12 protein-coding genes are annotated in these 14630 nt (G+C 45.2%); 3 read left to right on the top strand and 9 right to left on the bottom strand.

What is annotated here, in order from left to right:
- Positions 1–50: 50 nt before the first annotated feature.
- The 5 genes from RH46_RS14690 to yihU form a co-directional block, all read right to left on the bottom strand.
- Positions 51–1097, bottom strand: a complete 1047-nt coding sequence (locus RH46_RS14690) for a TRAP transporter substrate-binding protein (protein WP_006880289.1) — start codon at positions 1095–1097, stop codon at positions 51–53.
- An 85-nt stretch (positions 1098–1182) separates the two neighbouring features.
- Positions 1183–2472, bottom strand: a complete 1290-nt coding sequence (locus tag RH46_RS14685; protein ID WP_006880288.1) for a TRAP transporter large permease — start codon at positions 2470–2472, stop codon at positions 1183–1185.
- A gap of 12 nt (positions 2473–2484) precedes the next feature.
- Entirely contained in the window at positions 2485–3105 is a 621-nt protein-coding gene (locus tag RH46_RS14680; protein ID WP_006880287.1) for a TRAP transporter small permease, read from the bottom strand.
- A 78-nt stretch (positions 3106–3183) separates the two neighbouring features.
- Positions 3184–4044 carry a class II fructose-bisphosphate aldolase gene (locus RH46_RS14675; RefSeq protein ID WP_006880286.1) on the bottom strand — a complete coding sequence of 287 codons (861 nt, stop codon included), beginning with the start codon at positions 4042–4044 and terminating at the stop codon, positions 3184–3186.
- 539 nt (positions 4045–4583) lie between these two features.
- Positions 4584–5477: a sulfolactaldehyde 3-reductase gene (yihU, locus tag RH46_RS14670; protein WP_006880285.1), complete on the bottom strand. Its 894-nt coding sequence runs from the start codon at positions 5475–5477 to the stop codon at positions 4584–4586.
- 208 nt (positions 5478–5685) lie between these two features.
- On the opposite strand from yihU, the gene RH46_RS14665 reads away from it, so the two are divergent.
- Together RH46_RS14665 and RH46_RS14660 are read left to right on the top strand one after the other, a co-directional pair.
- Complete coding sequence (locus RH46_RS14665; RefSeq protein ID WP_006880284.1) at positions 5686–6573, top strand: sugar kinase; 888 nt, start codon at positions 5686–5688, stop codon at positions 6571–6573.
- 18 nt (positions 6574–6591) lie between these two features.
- Entirely contained in the window at positions 6592–7350 is a 759-nt protein-coding gene (locus RH46_RS14660; RefSeq protein WP_006880283.1) for a DeoR/GlpR family DNA-binding transcription regulator, read from the top strand.
- Positions 7351–7475: 125 nt separating this feature from the next.
- Here RH46_RS14660 and RH46_RS14655 read toward each other — a convergent pair whose 3' ends face one another.
- From RH46_RS14655 to hpfG, 3 genes are all read right to left on the bottom strand, one after another.
- Positions 7476–8537: an aldose epimerase family protein gene (locus RH46_RS14655; RefSeq protein ID WP_006880282.1), complete on the bottom strand. Its 1062-nt coding sequence runs from the start codon at positions 8535–8537 to the stop codon at positions 7476–7478.
- Between the two features lie 43 nt (positions 8538–8580).
- Positions 8581–9537 (bottom strand): (2S)-3-sulfopropanediol dehydratase activating enzyme, encoded by a 957-nt coding sequence (hpfH, locus tag RH46_RS14650; protein WP_006880281.1) that lies wholly within the window; start codon positions 9535–9537, stop codon positions 8581–8583.
- Between the two features lie 89 nt (positions 9538–9626).
- Positions 9627–12158 carry a (2S)-3-sulfopropanediol dehydratase gene (gene hpfG, locus RH46_RS14645; RefSeq protein ID WP_006880280.1) on the bottom strand — a complete coding sequence of 844 codons (2532 nt, stop codon included), beginning with the start codon at positions 12156–12158 and terminating at the stop codon, positions 9627–9629.
- A 255-nt stretch (positions 12159–12413) separates the two neighbouring features.
- On the opposite strand from hpfG, the gene RH46_RS14640 reads away from it, so the two are divergent.
- Positions 12414–13154, top strand: coding sequence for a sulfite exporter TauE/SafE family protein (locus tag RH46_RS14640; protein ID WP_006880279.1), 741 nt, complete (start codon positions 12414–12416; stop codon positions 13152–13154).
- Positions 13155–13475: 321 nt separating this feature from the next.
- Here RH46_RS14640 and RH46_RS14635 read toward each other — a convergent pair whose 3' ends face one another.
- Positions 13476–14558: a glycerol dehydrogenase gene (locus RH46_RS14635; RefSeq protein WP_006880278.1), complete on the bottom strand. Its 1083-nt coding sequence runs from the start codon at positions 14556–14558 to the stop codon at positions 13476–13478.
- Between the last annotated feature and the right edge of the window lie 72 nt (positions 14559–14630).

Genomic DNA, 14630 nt, shown 5'->3' with positions numbered 1-14630 from the left:
TGTCTCCTGTTAGGAAGGGCGCCTAGTTGACACCCTTCGCAGGGTATTGATTACATGGTTAGGTTGTATGACGCTTCGATTTGCGCTTCACACGTTTTAATTTCCGTTTGGAAACGTTCTAACCACTGTTTACCTTCTCCATTGGCTGCTGCAGCCCAGCTATCGATAACTGGCTTAGTGGCCGCTTTGAAGGCTTCTTTCTCAGCTACTGTTGGGTTGTAAATCGTTCCGTTTGATTGCTTAAATACTTCGTACGAAGCGTATTCGTTGTGCTTAGGATACGAGTTGAGGTACTGCTGCTGAGCTTCTATCGCATCAAGCACTACACGCTTTAGCTCTGGTGAAAGTGAGTTGAACTTCATGTCAGACATCAACCACGCGCCGCCCATGTAGGCATGACCATCCAGAGTCAGATAATCCAGACTCTCGTGGAATCGACTTTGTACAATATCGACGATGCCATTTTTTGTACCTTCCACAACACCAGTTGAAAGCGCTGTGTATACCTCTGGCCAAGCGATCGGTGTTGGTGAACCATCCAACTGCTTAACAAGATCTTGTTGTACTTTCGCTGGAACAGTACGGATCTTCATACCTTCGACGTCTGCAGGTGTCTTGATGGCCTTCTTGGTGGTCGCGAAGTTTCGCCAGCCACCTGAGTTTGCCACCATCATCAAGCGCACATTTGGTGCTTTTTTGATAACGTTTTGGCGAACATCTGACATAAATTCATCGTTACCGTAAACACACTCCGCTACACGGTCATTTGGCAGAAGGTATGGTAGGTCAAAAGATTCTGCTGGCTTCCAATAGTATGCGATTTCAGACACTGTGGTTGGGAAATAGTCAAACATACCTGCCTGAACCCCAGCGATACATTCTTTTCCTGAGCCACATAGCTGACCAGAACCGTAAATATTTACCTTAATTTCACCATTTGAACGTGTCTCTAAGTGATTCTTAAATACCAGCAACGACTGATGGTTATAGCTTTCCGGTGACGTTAAGTGAACGACGTTAAATTCTGTTGCTGCAGATACTGCACCCGTTGCTAGTAACACGCTAGAAGCCACTAGAGTAAGGATTGATTTTTTCATAATTTTTGACCTTGTGTAGGGAAGTTTCTACAGCGGCACCTGAGAGGTAACCAAATGCCGCTGGTAATTTGTCTTATATTGCTGGTTACATGATGCCGAACATCTGTGGCAGACCGATAACCAATTGAGGGAAGAACGAGATTACGAAAATCAGTGCTGCCTCAACGATTAGGAATGGAACAATCTTTCTTGAGATTTCTGATACAGAGACCTTTGATACCCCCGATGCCACGAACAGAACCAATCCCATCGGCGGAGTCGCTAGACCGATAGAAAGGTTTGCACACATCACCACACCGAAGTGAACAGGATCGATGCCAGCGTTAATCATGATTGGTGCAAAGATTGGGGCGAAGATAAGAATCGCAGGGCCCGCATCGAGGAACATACCAATGATGAAAAGCAGAACGTTGATGATTGCAAACAGTAAGTAAGGGTTGTCCGTAATACCGTTCATGATGTCAGCAACCATGTTCGACACACCAGACAGGCTGATCAGAGATGCAAACCCACTTGCTGCCGCCACAATGATCAGGATTGACGCTGCGTTGACAGCTACTTTCGCGAACAGAGCGTAAGTCGCTTTAGTATTGGTCACCTTGATGATGAACAGTGAGACAGCAATCGCATAGGCTACTGCAACAGCGGCTGCTTCAGTCGGAGTAAAGATACCGCCGTAGATACCACCTAGAATGATAACTGGCGTAAGCAAAGGAAGAATCGCCAAGCGAAATGCTTGCTTACGTTCCATTGCAGGTGCTCGTTCCATCGGCTGAACATCTGGGTACTTACGGATCTGGAAGTGGTTCATTACCATCAGACCAAGACAGAAGATGATGCCTGGTGTTACACCGGCCAGGAACATTGCCGCTACCGAGGTGTTCATTACGAAAGCGTAGATAAGCATGATGCCCGACGGAGGAATGATGTTACCCAGAACCGTAGCTGCTGCAGTTAATGCTGCTGAGTAACCCGTATCGTATTTGTATTTTTTCATTTCAGGGATCAGCATGCCGCCAATCGCTGATGTAGCCGCAACAGCAGAGCCTGTCAGAGCGCCAAAAATGGTAGCTGCAAGAATAACCACATGACCAAGACCGCCGCGCAGGTGCTGCACCATAGTCTGAGCGAAAGCGATGATGCGAGGAGTAATACCGCCCGCAGTCATACATTCACCCGCAAGCATAAAGAAAGGTAGCGCTAACAGCAGGAAGCTATCAAGTCCCGAGTACAGACGCTGGTACAGCATGTTCGCGAACAGCATCTGATCATTTTGGAACAGAGTAATCATAGGTGACAGGCCCAGTGTGAACAGTACTGGAACACCGATGATTAATAGAATTAGAAAGTAGAGTAAGAAAATTGGAGAAACCATTATAACACCCTCTTAAGCCGCAGCTTCTGGTTCAAGTGACTGCGTTTGCTTTGGCTCTTTTGCCGGTGCTTCTTCAACCGCAGGAGCTTCAAACAATTCAGCTGTCTTAGCTGTTTGAGATACATCTTCAAAATCACCCAGTACGCCACGAATAGACGCTACGCATTTTTGTAGTGCATACAGGATGGTCACACCCATCATTACAGGTGGAATGATGTAAACGTAGAACATTGGGATAGGTAGACTATCTGCCATTACAGATCCGGTTTGGAAGAAGTTCCAACCAAACTTAATCCATACAGCAAACACTAAAATTGCCGAAATGTGCGCCAGTAAAGCTAAGAACGAAAAAAGTCGTGGCGCTTTCTTTTCTAGGATTTCAGTAACAAACGTCATCGCAATGTTTTTATCCGTCAGGTAGACAAACGGCAGACACAGGTACGTCATGTAAATCATTAGAAATCGCGACATTTCATCGGTCCAGCTCAATGGAATATTGAGGACATAACGGAACAAAACTTGAGCAACAACGATAATCGTCATTATCAGAAGTAGAATGCCAGCTACGTGACGCAACACCTTAGATACAGGGGTTGTTACCGTGTTTATCGCATTTTCGATGGCTCTTAACATAGAATCACCATTATTGGATTAGAGAGTCAAAGGGGCCAGATGCCTGGCACCCTGTAGTTAACCTAGTTGTTGTTTTTATTATGCTTTGCCGTTTGAGCCAAACAGGCGAATTTTGTGCTGTACGACTTCTTTCATAGAAGCAATACCTGTATTCATCACATCAGCAAGAATGTAGTCCGTTTCATTCTCTTTCCAATGCGCCTGAACACCGTGGATAAAGCCCTGACGTAGTTCAGTATCTACATTTATCTTGGCTACGCCGCGTTTAACCGCTTCGACCACCTGATCATCAGGTACACCTGAGCCGCCGTGCAGTACGATAGGTTTTTTAACCGCTTCTTTAATTTCAGATAGACGGTCAAACTTCAGTTCAGGTGTGGTTTTGTACACACCGTGTGCTGTACCAATAGAAACCGCTAGGTAGTCCACGCCTGTGCGTTCAGAGAAATCCAGAGCCTCTTCTACAGTGGTGATCATCGCGTCTTTTTCATCAACAGTGATATCGTCTTCTGTGCCACCGATCTTACCGATTTCACCTTCGGCACCTAAGCCAAGTGCATTTGCTACATCTACCACCGCTTTAGTAATGCGGATGTTTTCTTCAAACGGTAGTGCAGATCCATCAAACATCAGCGATTGGAAGTCTCTAGTCGCAGCTTCCATACACTGTTCGAACTTGCGGCTGTGGTCCAGGTGAATACAGATTGGGACCGTAATCTGATGATGCTGAATTAATGAATCGACTGCGTCACGAAGTGGCTTCATGCCCATTTCGTTAATGGCTTTCTGGCCAATCTGGATCATGATTGGCGACTTTTCTTCTTCTGCGGCGAGTAATACTGCTTTGATCGTTTCAAGGTTGTGAGCGGTAAAAGCGCCGATTGCGTAACCGTTTTTCCACGCTTCTTGAATCATTGTTTTACCAGATACGTAAGGCATTATCTTTGTTCCTTTATATGAATTTTGTCTTAATGACTTTTGCTTCGTTGAAAGACAAGTTACCAATCGAACTTGTCAATTTCTGTTAGCTAGATAACACTTCATGTTCATTAATTGACATTTATTACCACAAATGTACACGCGATCACAAAACACTCAATAACAAATAATAACTGGATATTATGTCGTACACCTGAGTACAAACATCATACGCAATGAGCAAAAATTGTGTTGATCTAGAACAGGTTTCCATCAATTACCATCAAGCAAGATTCGTTAGCTAAAACGCTTTAGCGCAACAAGTATCTGTAATCTTTAAGGTAAATATAAACTAACTGACGAGTTGTTTAGCATCAGCTATTGACGGCATTGAACAGTGAATAAAAAGCCTTCCTTTATTCAACAACAAAAGAAGGCTAGAGGGTTTTCGATGGAAGAGCAGCTACCCCAAAAGGGTTAAAAACGAAAATTTATGATGAAAATGTCAAATATTGTTGAATTTACATCAATAAATTGCTGCCCTTGTGTGTATTTTCAAGCTAACCGACTTTTGGGTCTAAGCCAGACGTTACACGTAGCTGCTCCAGCACGGCAGTCCAGTCCTGGCGTCCGCGACCTGCTGCACGAGCGATACTGTATAGTTCACGAGATGCAGCGCCGCATGGCATAGGAACATTAACCTGGTTTGCAAGGTCTAGTGCAATACCTAGATCTTTGTGAGCAAGATCAATCATGAATACCGGAGACAAGTCACCAGACAATACTTTACCCGGCCATGTAGTAGTGAAATGCCCTTTGCCTGCAGGCGTTCCGCTCATTACTTTCATTGCCGTTTCCCACTCAAGACCAATAGCCTCAGATAGCGTAGCTGCCTCTGCAGACAAAGCGTTCAGCGCAATACTCATGTAGTTATTGATAATTTTGACCCGAATGCCTTTACCCGCACCGCCACAGTCAACCGTCTCATTGCCCATGCAGTCAAACAATGGCTGAGCGCGTTCAACTTGCTCTTTTGTGCCGCCGGCCATGATCAGTAGTTCGCCTTTAACCGCATGTTCTGAGGTGCGGCCAACAGGAGCTTCCATCATTGAAAAGCCTTGGTTCGTCATCTCCTTAATTAGAGCATCAGTTTCAAGCGGGTGAATCGTCGACATGTCGATAAGTAATGCGTTTTTGTCCAGGGTAGAAGTAACACCGTCTTCGCCGAAAATCACATTCTTAACTAGCGCACCATTTGGCAACATGGTTACTACAAACTCAGAATCTAAAGCGGCATCTGCCGGAGACACAGCTGCCGCTGCACCCTGCTCTACCAACTGTTCAACAGCAGTCTGGTTGATATCAAATACTTTTAATGTGTGACCACCTTTGATTAGGTTCAGAGCCATTGGTGTACCCATTTGACCTAGACCAATAAAACCAATCGTCGACATTTTTTCTTCCTTCACGTTAGTGGTTAAGTTGCATTCAATATAAACATTAATTTCCATCTCGACCGTAACAAATGTCACATTTTGTTGCTTTATGTCCATTTGAGTTGTTTTGTGATTGTTGTCCCAGCCAAATGTACAAATTTGGATATACTGACACTATTAGCTCGCTACTCAGCAGCCCAATAACGTAGAGATAAAGAGAACAACTATGACAATTGCATGTGTAGGAATTACCGTTTTAGACCGAATCCAACGTGTAGAGAATCTGCCAACAACAGGTGGTAAATACGTAGCGAAGGATTACTATGAAGTTGGCGGGGGCCCAGCGGCAACAGCAGCTGTCGCCGTGTCTCGACTAGGTCACAGGGTCGACTTCATTGGCCGCGTTGGTCAAGATGGCGTCGCTGACACCATGCTGACTGAACTCGCAAGCTATGGTGTTAATGTAGACAAAGCGGTACATATCAAAGGAGCATCCTCAGCCTTTTCAGCAGTGTTGGTTGACGACGAAGGTGAGCGAATGATCATTAATTACCAAGATAAGTCATTAAGTCGTGACCCTAAGCAACTTGAGAGTATCGACTTTTCACAGTATGAAACTGTTCTTACCGACGTTCGCTGGCCAGAAGGTGCCAAGTACGCTTTAGAGCAGGCAAAACGACATAATATTCCGACAGTATTAGATGCAGACATCGCACCAGATCCAATTGATGAGCTGGTAAAATTGGCTGATCACGTGGCATTTTCAGAGCCAGGACTAGAGAAGTTCACTGGCTGTAGCGATCCTGTAGAAGGGTTGAAAATCGCTAAAAAACAAACAGATGGCAAAGTTTATGTTACTGTAGGCTCTAAAGGTTGTTACTGGCTCGAAGGTGACGAACTCTGTCACGAGCCAGTAATCAAGGTAGACGTCGTTGATACAACGGGTGCTGGCGATGTTTTCCATGGTGCTTTAGCGGTCGCGGTCGCAGAATCGAAACAAAGTCGCGAGTCGATTGTTTTCTCTAACACAGTTGCAGCGCTAAAATGTACTAAGAAAGGCGGTCGAGAAGGAATCCCGACTAGAATAGAAGTGGATCAAAAACTACAAAAATAAACAAAACGAAGGACTGACGTGACTAATCCCAGACAAGATAAGTTAATTCAGCTAGTTAATGACAAAGGTTATTACAGTGTAGAGGAGCTGGCAGAAATGCTAGACGTTTCTACACAGACGATTCGCCGCGATATAAAGAAGCTCAGCAATGATCGTTTAGTGATTCGTCACCATGGTGGCGCAAGCTCACCAGCAACCAAAACTAACCTTGATTATGAAGTGCGTCAGGTTTCAGACACAGAGCAAAAGCATGCGATAGGCAAAGCGATTGCCGATTTGATTCCTGATAACTCGACAGTGTTCATCACTATCGGGACAACCGCAGAAGTCATAGCGAGTCATCTAGCCAAGAAAAACAATTTACAGGTCATTACTAATAGCCTTCGTGTAGCAAGCGTTTTGCATACCAATAAGTCTATAGATGTATTGATCCCTAGTGGAAAGGTGAAAGCCTTCAATGGCGGTATTGTTGGAACAGAAGCGATGGATTTCATCTCTAACTTCCGCTTTGATTATCTGATTACCAGTGCCGCATCCGTGGATGTTGATGGCACCTTACTTGAGTATGATCTGAATGAAACCATGATCACCCAAACGGTAATGAAATCGGCGCGCCATGTTTTAGTCGCTATGGACTCGAGCAAGTTCATTCCCAAAGGCTCGATTACCTTAGCGAACATTAAAGATGTGACCTATTTCTTCACCGACACTAAGCCGAGCCCTTCAATCGAAGCGGCAGCAAAGCAAGGTGAAACAGAATTGGTGATTTGCTCGTAAGTAATATCCGCATAATCTATTTAAACGGCTCCTTAAGGAGCCGTTTTAGTTTTACTGCAGTTATTTAGCAAACAAAAAAAGCTCCGCTCTCTTTCGATCAGCAAAGCTTTTAGACACGCCAGTGATTACTTTATCGTAAAGCGGTGGATCGTTTTCTCTTGATACACTTCGCCCGGATTTAATCGCGTTGAAGGAAAGTGGGCTTTATTTGGACTATCAGGAAAATGCTGCGTCTCTAAACACATTCCGTAACATGATTCATAACGTTCACCATGTCTGCCGACCCAGTGTTTATTCGACAATTTGAATCCATTGTAAAACTGCACACCTGGCTGCGTGGTCAACACCGTCATCAGACGGCCACTATTTGGCTCATAAAGCTCTGCTGCATAGTGATATTCCCCTTCAGTTTCAGAGCCATCAAGTACCATGTTGTGGTCGAAACCACCTTGCGGCATCATGTGCTTGTTATCGCCAATGCGGGTCGTTTGGGTAAAGTCGAGACCTGTACCTGCAACACTGCGAATTTCGCCTGTTGGTATTGAGTGTTCATCTACCGGGGTGTAGAACTGAGCAAATAGTTTCAGGTCATGACCGTCGACAGTACCTAAATCATGACCAGCTAGATTGTAGTAACTATGATTACATAAGTTCACGACCGTTGGTTTGTCTGTCGTGGCCTTAAAGTTGTAATGGACCTGATCATTTTCGTCCAGACCTATGGTATGGGTCACATTGAGCGTACCGCCATATCCTGACTCGCCATCAGGCGATACACGGCTAAAGTGCAGGTAGATATATTCTTGCTGCTCTTCAATCGCAAAATTCCAGACATATTTATCGAACCCTTTACTACCGCCGTGCAGGTGTTGCCCTGTAGGTAACTCATTGGTTTCTAGCTGAAACTGACTACCGTCTAATGTATACCGACCAGCACCAATTCGGTTAGCAAAGCGACCCGCTACCGCACCAAAAAATGGGTGCCCTGCCAGGTATCTTTCTAGGCTTTCATAACCCAGTACCACATCGGCGCAGTCACCTTTCCGATCAGGAACTGCTAACGAGGTAACAATACACCCGTAGTTAGTGACTTGTAGCGTTATGCCTTGGCTGTTTTCTAACGTGAAAAGCTTAACAGGCAACGCCTGCCCTTCTACCTCACCCCAATCTTCTACCTTTAATTTCACCTGGTTACCCCTTATATGTTTCTTCTTAATTACTGACGCGACTTTAAGCTGCTTGTTGTTGTTTTGTTCCTACACAGCAGTATATTCCGCGTTGATTAAAGTAGTCGGCGATTTGACTGACGCGTTGCTGAAATGCGTGTCGCTCAAACTTAAGATCTTTCATTTTGTAATCAAGTCCGAGAGACTGGTACTTCTCTTCACCTAAACGCATAAAGCTCAATAGTTGCAGTACTTTAATCCGCCCTTGTAGTTGCGATTTGATAAAGTCAGCACTGGCTTTGATGTTCTCATCGCTATCGTTAACCGTTGGAATAACCGGGATTCTTAAGATTAGATCATGGCCAGCATCCGCAAGCGCTGTCAGGTTACGTAGAATCTTGCGGTTGTCGACACCGGTATAAGTTTTGTGCGCATTGCTGTCCATCAGTTTGATATCGGAAATGAACAGATCCGTATAGGGCATCAACTTTTCGATACGATTCCAGTTGGCATAAAAACTCGATTCCAGACAGGTGTGAATGCCTTCTTTTTTGCATGCTTTAAACAGCTCAAGAACAAAACTACTTTGCAGCAGCGGCTCTCCGCCAGAAACGGTAACCCCACCTCCCGAACGTTGATAGAAGCCCTTATCCTTCAGGATTAGCTCCATACATTCATCGACTGTCATCGACTGCCCCCACTGCTTGATCGCTTCCGATGGGCACTCTTCCACACAGTTGAGGCAGCCCGTGCACTGGTGGCTATTAATCTCTGCCAGCTTTGCGTCAGAATAGAGCAGCATAGTATTATCGGGACACACTTCTGAGCACGAGCCACAATGATCAGTAGAGATACATTTGTTGTTGTACACCCCGACCTCTACCCAACGCTTAAAGCTCTCTGGGTTACCACACCAGTCACAGCGAAGTGGACACCCTTTAAGAAAAATCTCCGTACGAATACCCGGTCCGTCATGGAGAGTGAATCGCTGCACATTTAGAACAGTTGCTAGGTCTGACACGTAAACCTCATCCCTTGTTAGAAAGACCAATACCCAAGCTCCAAATCGATAGGATCGGCAATGAAGTCTTGGGTACTATCTTGGTTTAGTTAGAACCTTAGTTCGGTGCGTGAAATCAAGTCATCCTGCAAGGGCTTACCCAGTTCAACAAAGTAAGCACTATAACCGGCTACTCGAACCAACATATCTTTATAGAGTTCAGGGTTCTTTTGCGCCGCACGCATCTTCTCTGAGCTCATGATATTAAACTGGACGTGCATACCTTGCTTGTTGATGTATTCATCGACAAAACTGACTAATATGTCGCGTCCCTCTACACCTGACACTGCGTCTTCAGGGAAACGCAGGTTGAGCAGAGTACCGTTGGTCGCCAGACTATGATCGACTTTTGTGACTGAGTTGATGACGGCTGTTGGACCATTGATGTCATGTGAACCACCCGCGGTATGGACAGGTCCCATGTTGTCCGAAATTGGCTCTCCATTCTTTCGTCCGTCAAGAGATGCATTGGTATACAAGCCCATACCTACATTGGCATTAACAGTGTAAACACCAGGGCTGAACTTACCACCACGTGGATTTTGACGTCCTTTAATATGGCGGCAATAGCACTCAAACATGAACGAAAACAGCTCGTCAGCTTCATCGATATCATTGCCGTAATGGGGAATCTTAGCGCTGTTAACTAAGGCATACAGCTTCTCATGTCCGTCCCAGTTATCTTTGACGGCATCAAGTAACTGTTTGCCCGTATACTTCTGATCGTCGAATACCAGCTTCTTAATCGTTGCAAGCGAGTCTGCACAAGTCGCGATGCCCGCTGCCTGTGGAGCTGTGCCATTGTATTTGACACCGCCGAAGGTCATGTCTTTCCCTGACTCAATACATCCTTCAAAGAAGGCTGAAATGTAGGGGGTTGGTTTAATCAGACGGTGCATTTTATCGGTAACATTGAGGCAGCTACACAGCTGATCACACCAATAGCCAAACTGCTTATCGACACTTTCCAATACTTCATCAAAGGTCTGGTAAGTTTCGAGACTGCCAGTATCCGGACCAAGCTGCATACCAGCATTTGGCCCGGAAAGGATACGACCACCATTAATGACCATTTCCATCATCTTGGCGGTATTCACATAACCAGCGTCTAGCCAACCATGCTCTTTGCCAGGAATAGTAGGCTCTACACAGCCCACCACTGCATAATCACGAGCTTCTTCCAGCGTCATCCCTTTGCCTAGCATGGCTTTAATTGCCGGGCCATCGTTGAACAATTTCGGGTGACCATAGCCAGCACGAACACACTCAATGGTTTTAATCTTCAATTCATAGGGTGTGTTTTCATGCATTCGCAGACATACCCAAGGGTTCATCATTCGAGTGTGAGCCGAGGCTTCAAGCATCAGCATAGTCAGGTCATTAGTCGCGTCATTACCTTGTTGATCGACACCACCAATCGTCAGGCTTTCTCCACCAAATCCACGTCCATTGCGCACCTTAACGGTACCTTTATCTTTGAGCTTGGTCGGGTTGTTCATTTTAACGTAAAGAACTTCCAGTACTTCGAGAATAAACTCTTTAGACACAGCGTTTTCAGTCACATCCTTGGTGTAAAACGGCAGCAACCATTGGTCCATGCGACCATAGGAAATCGAATGACCGTTACCTTCAATCTGGGTCATAGTGACAGCAAAGTTAAACAGCTGAGCTGCCTGCCAGAATGTTTGCGGCACACCGCCCGCAATCTGGAAACAGTTAACAGACATCGCTTGCAGCTCTTGCTTACGCTTTTGATCTGATTCGTTAAATGCCATATCTTCCGCGAGTATGGCGTAGCGGGTGATATATTTGACTGCCGCTTCCAGCGAAATGATGGTCGCTTTGTAGTAATCGCGTTTTTCACTGAAGTCAGGATCTTGTTTAGACAATTGAGAAAACGCATTGCGAGCTTGTTCCAACACCCCGTTATAGCCAAGTGTCATCAGCTTTTTGAAGTCCATAGCAAAATGACCAATACCCGCGAAATGGTAATTGTTGGTCTGGAACACTTTTTCCCCCATGTGTGACCCTTTCTTTTGGTCATCATCAAGATGGGCAGTAATAAACTCGTTGGCAGTTTTTCCTTTCCAGTACTGACAAAGTTCCAGAATTTCAGCTCTGTCTTGCTCGTTGCGAATGTAAAACTGATCGTTAGGGCGCTCTTCAAATGGCGAGTTCAGGATCTCGTCGATAATCCAATCGACAGAAAACTCTGGATAGATTGGTGACGCTTTCGCTGGTGCAGCAATTTCCCCAAGGATTAAATCCTCGTCATAGATATAGAGCGTGCTGTTAAGCAAGATATTTTCAAACGCATAAGCGCACTGCAATATCCTCGGCATCGCTTGATTGTTTTGATACGCCTCTGTGACTAAACGTAGGCGCTCAACGTCAATATCATACGGTCTGTCCAGAAAGGTTTGACGCAATCTGTTTACGCGAGGAAAAGGAGACCAATCGGCGTGTCCCACCTCATAACCTAATCCATAAACCTTATCGAATGCTTCGGTACCTTGCGCATCGGTGTGATGACTCGCCCTTAAATCGAACAAGCTCTGTTTCTCTGCCTGGAAGTTCTCCATAGCTAACCTCATTAGAAAATAAATAATCAAAATGCCAATGCTCGCTCAGGGGATTCAGGCATTGGCATTTTGACCAACAAAGAAGGTCGATGATTAGAGAGCTCATTATACGAAAGGGGTAAAAAGCATCTGAGACGGCAGTCACAAAGCGAAACCAAATGGACACAAAACAACAAAATGTGACACAAATAATGGTAATTAATTTCAATAATTCTATAGTGACCTTACTCTCACTCAGCTCAAAAAACAGGATATATGGACACCACGATAATATTTATTTCGATGATCATCGCCTTAGCGGGATTCACCCAAGGCCTGACCGGATTTGGTTCCGCGCTTGTGTCAGTCCCCTTACTTTCTCTTATTGTAGGCGCTCAAACAGCGGTACCTATTGCAGGTATCTTTGGCTGGTTAGTTACGCTACCCGTTGTGTGGAAAATGCGACACTCTATTCAACGTCAGACAGGATTGATCTTATTTGCTGGCTCAATTCCAGCATCATTTGTTGGAGCAAAACTGTTAGCAACTATGCCCTCTCAGTACATCCTTCTAACCATGGGTATTGTGCTGGTCATGTCGAGCCTACACTCTATGATCTCCACTAAACCATTGTTTAAGAAGACTTCTGTTCCAATTACAGTCGGAGCGGGTTTCACGTCAGGTGTGCTTGGTGCGAGTGTAGGTGAGTCTGGTCCACCGGTGATTGCTTACACATCAATGCAGCCTTGGACTGCCGATCAAACCAAATCAACGTTAGCGTTCTTTTTCATGCTGCAAATGATCGGTGCCAACATCAGTTTCTGGAATGAAGGGCTAATTACCGAGCAAGTTGTCTCTCATGTCATTTCTGCACTGCCTGCTTTCGCGGTCGGTTTAACTGGCGGTATGATTGGCTACCACTACTTACAAAAATACAAAATCGACTACCATAAAATCGTACATAGCTTCCTGCTAGTTATTGGTTGTATGCTCGTATTTAAAAATGTAAGTTTTTAGACATTTTACTAACCTGATTAACTTTAAAACGGTAGCAAATAGCTACCGTTTTTTATTCGAGTATCACTCGTACTGTGTATTGTCCGGAGGAGAACCAACTATGCTGGCCAGGAGCACGAACTGCTGGTTTTGATGGCTGAGGTGAGAGATACGGATGTCGCGATAGCCGGTTGGCACGTCACAGTATCAGAACGTTTCGTCCGGCAAGTGTAGCGACCTGAGATGGCCACCACCTAACGGCTTAACTACCAATTAAAGATATGTTCAAACAAAAAAACGGCTCTCATTAGAGAGCCGTTTTACTATCGATATGTTCTACGCTTATAAGCCTAGCTTATGTGCAGTAAGAATCGCAGCGTACACTGACTGTGCATTAACAGGGAAAGGCATGTTATGAATAGTTTCTCCTTCTGCGCATGATGCTTGAGCAACCTCCATCAGTTTCTCATGATCGAGCTCTTTGACACCCATTTGATGCAGGTTTGTTGGCAAACCAACAGAGCGACAGAAAGTAAGCACCTGTTCAATTTCTGCTTGTGGTGCGTTCTCCAGAATAAGCTGCGTCAGCGTACCAAACGCCACTTTTTCACCATGCAGTAAGTGATGGCACTCTTCGAGTTTAGTCAGACCATTATGAATCGCGTGTGCCGCAGCCAAGCCAGAGCTTTCAAAGCCAATGCCAGACAGATAAGTGTTCGCCTCAATGATGTTTTCTACCGCTTTAGTCGATACACCGTTTTCCACCGCTGCTTTAGCTTTTACGCCATCTTCAATTAGTGTTTCGTAGCAGAGTTTCGCCAGTGCCTGAGCTGAACGAGTTGGTGCTCCGCCCGCCATTGTCGCTTTACCTGATAAGCCATTCGCACGTGCTTCAAAGTAAGTCGATAGTGCATCACCCATACCTGCCACCAGCGTACGTACGGGTGCAGCTGCGATGATACCTGTATCCATAATCACCATATTCGGGTTTGATGGAAATAGTAGGTACTCACTAAATTCACCTTCTGGGGTATAAATTACTGCCAGTGCTGAAGTCGGTGCGTCTGTCGACGCAATTGTAGGTACGATAACCACTGGCACTTTGGTGTAGTAAGCGACCGCTTTTGCTGTATCGAGTGTTTTACCACCACCGATACCGATGATGACGTCATTACCTTGTTGACCGCTCACTTCGATCAAGCGCTCAATTTCCACACGAGAACACTCACCGCCAAAGATATTGAAGCTGGCTTCTAAACCTTCACTTACGATACTAGTCTCCGCGCGATCACGAACCAAGCCCATCACAAAATCATCGGCTATGGCTAGCGGCTTTTTGCCAAACACTGAGACATATTTACCAATGTTGTCTAGAGCGCCTTCACCTTGAACGTATTTACTTGGAGAGATAATGATATTGTCCATGTTGGATTCCTTGTTCTAATTCTGTTTCACGTTATTGAGTTGGATCGCCACATGGGCGATCCATTGAATGGG

Origin of the sequence: Vibrio brasiliensis LMG 20546 (genome assembly GCF_000189255.1) — a bacterium.
GTDB lineage: Bacteria > Pseudomonadota > Gammaproteobacteria > Enterobacterales > Vibrionaceae > Vibrio > Vibrio brasiliensis.
The sequence above is the reverse complement of the archived record's forward strand: the minus strand, read 5'-3'. Positions and strand labels throughout refer to the sequence as shown.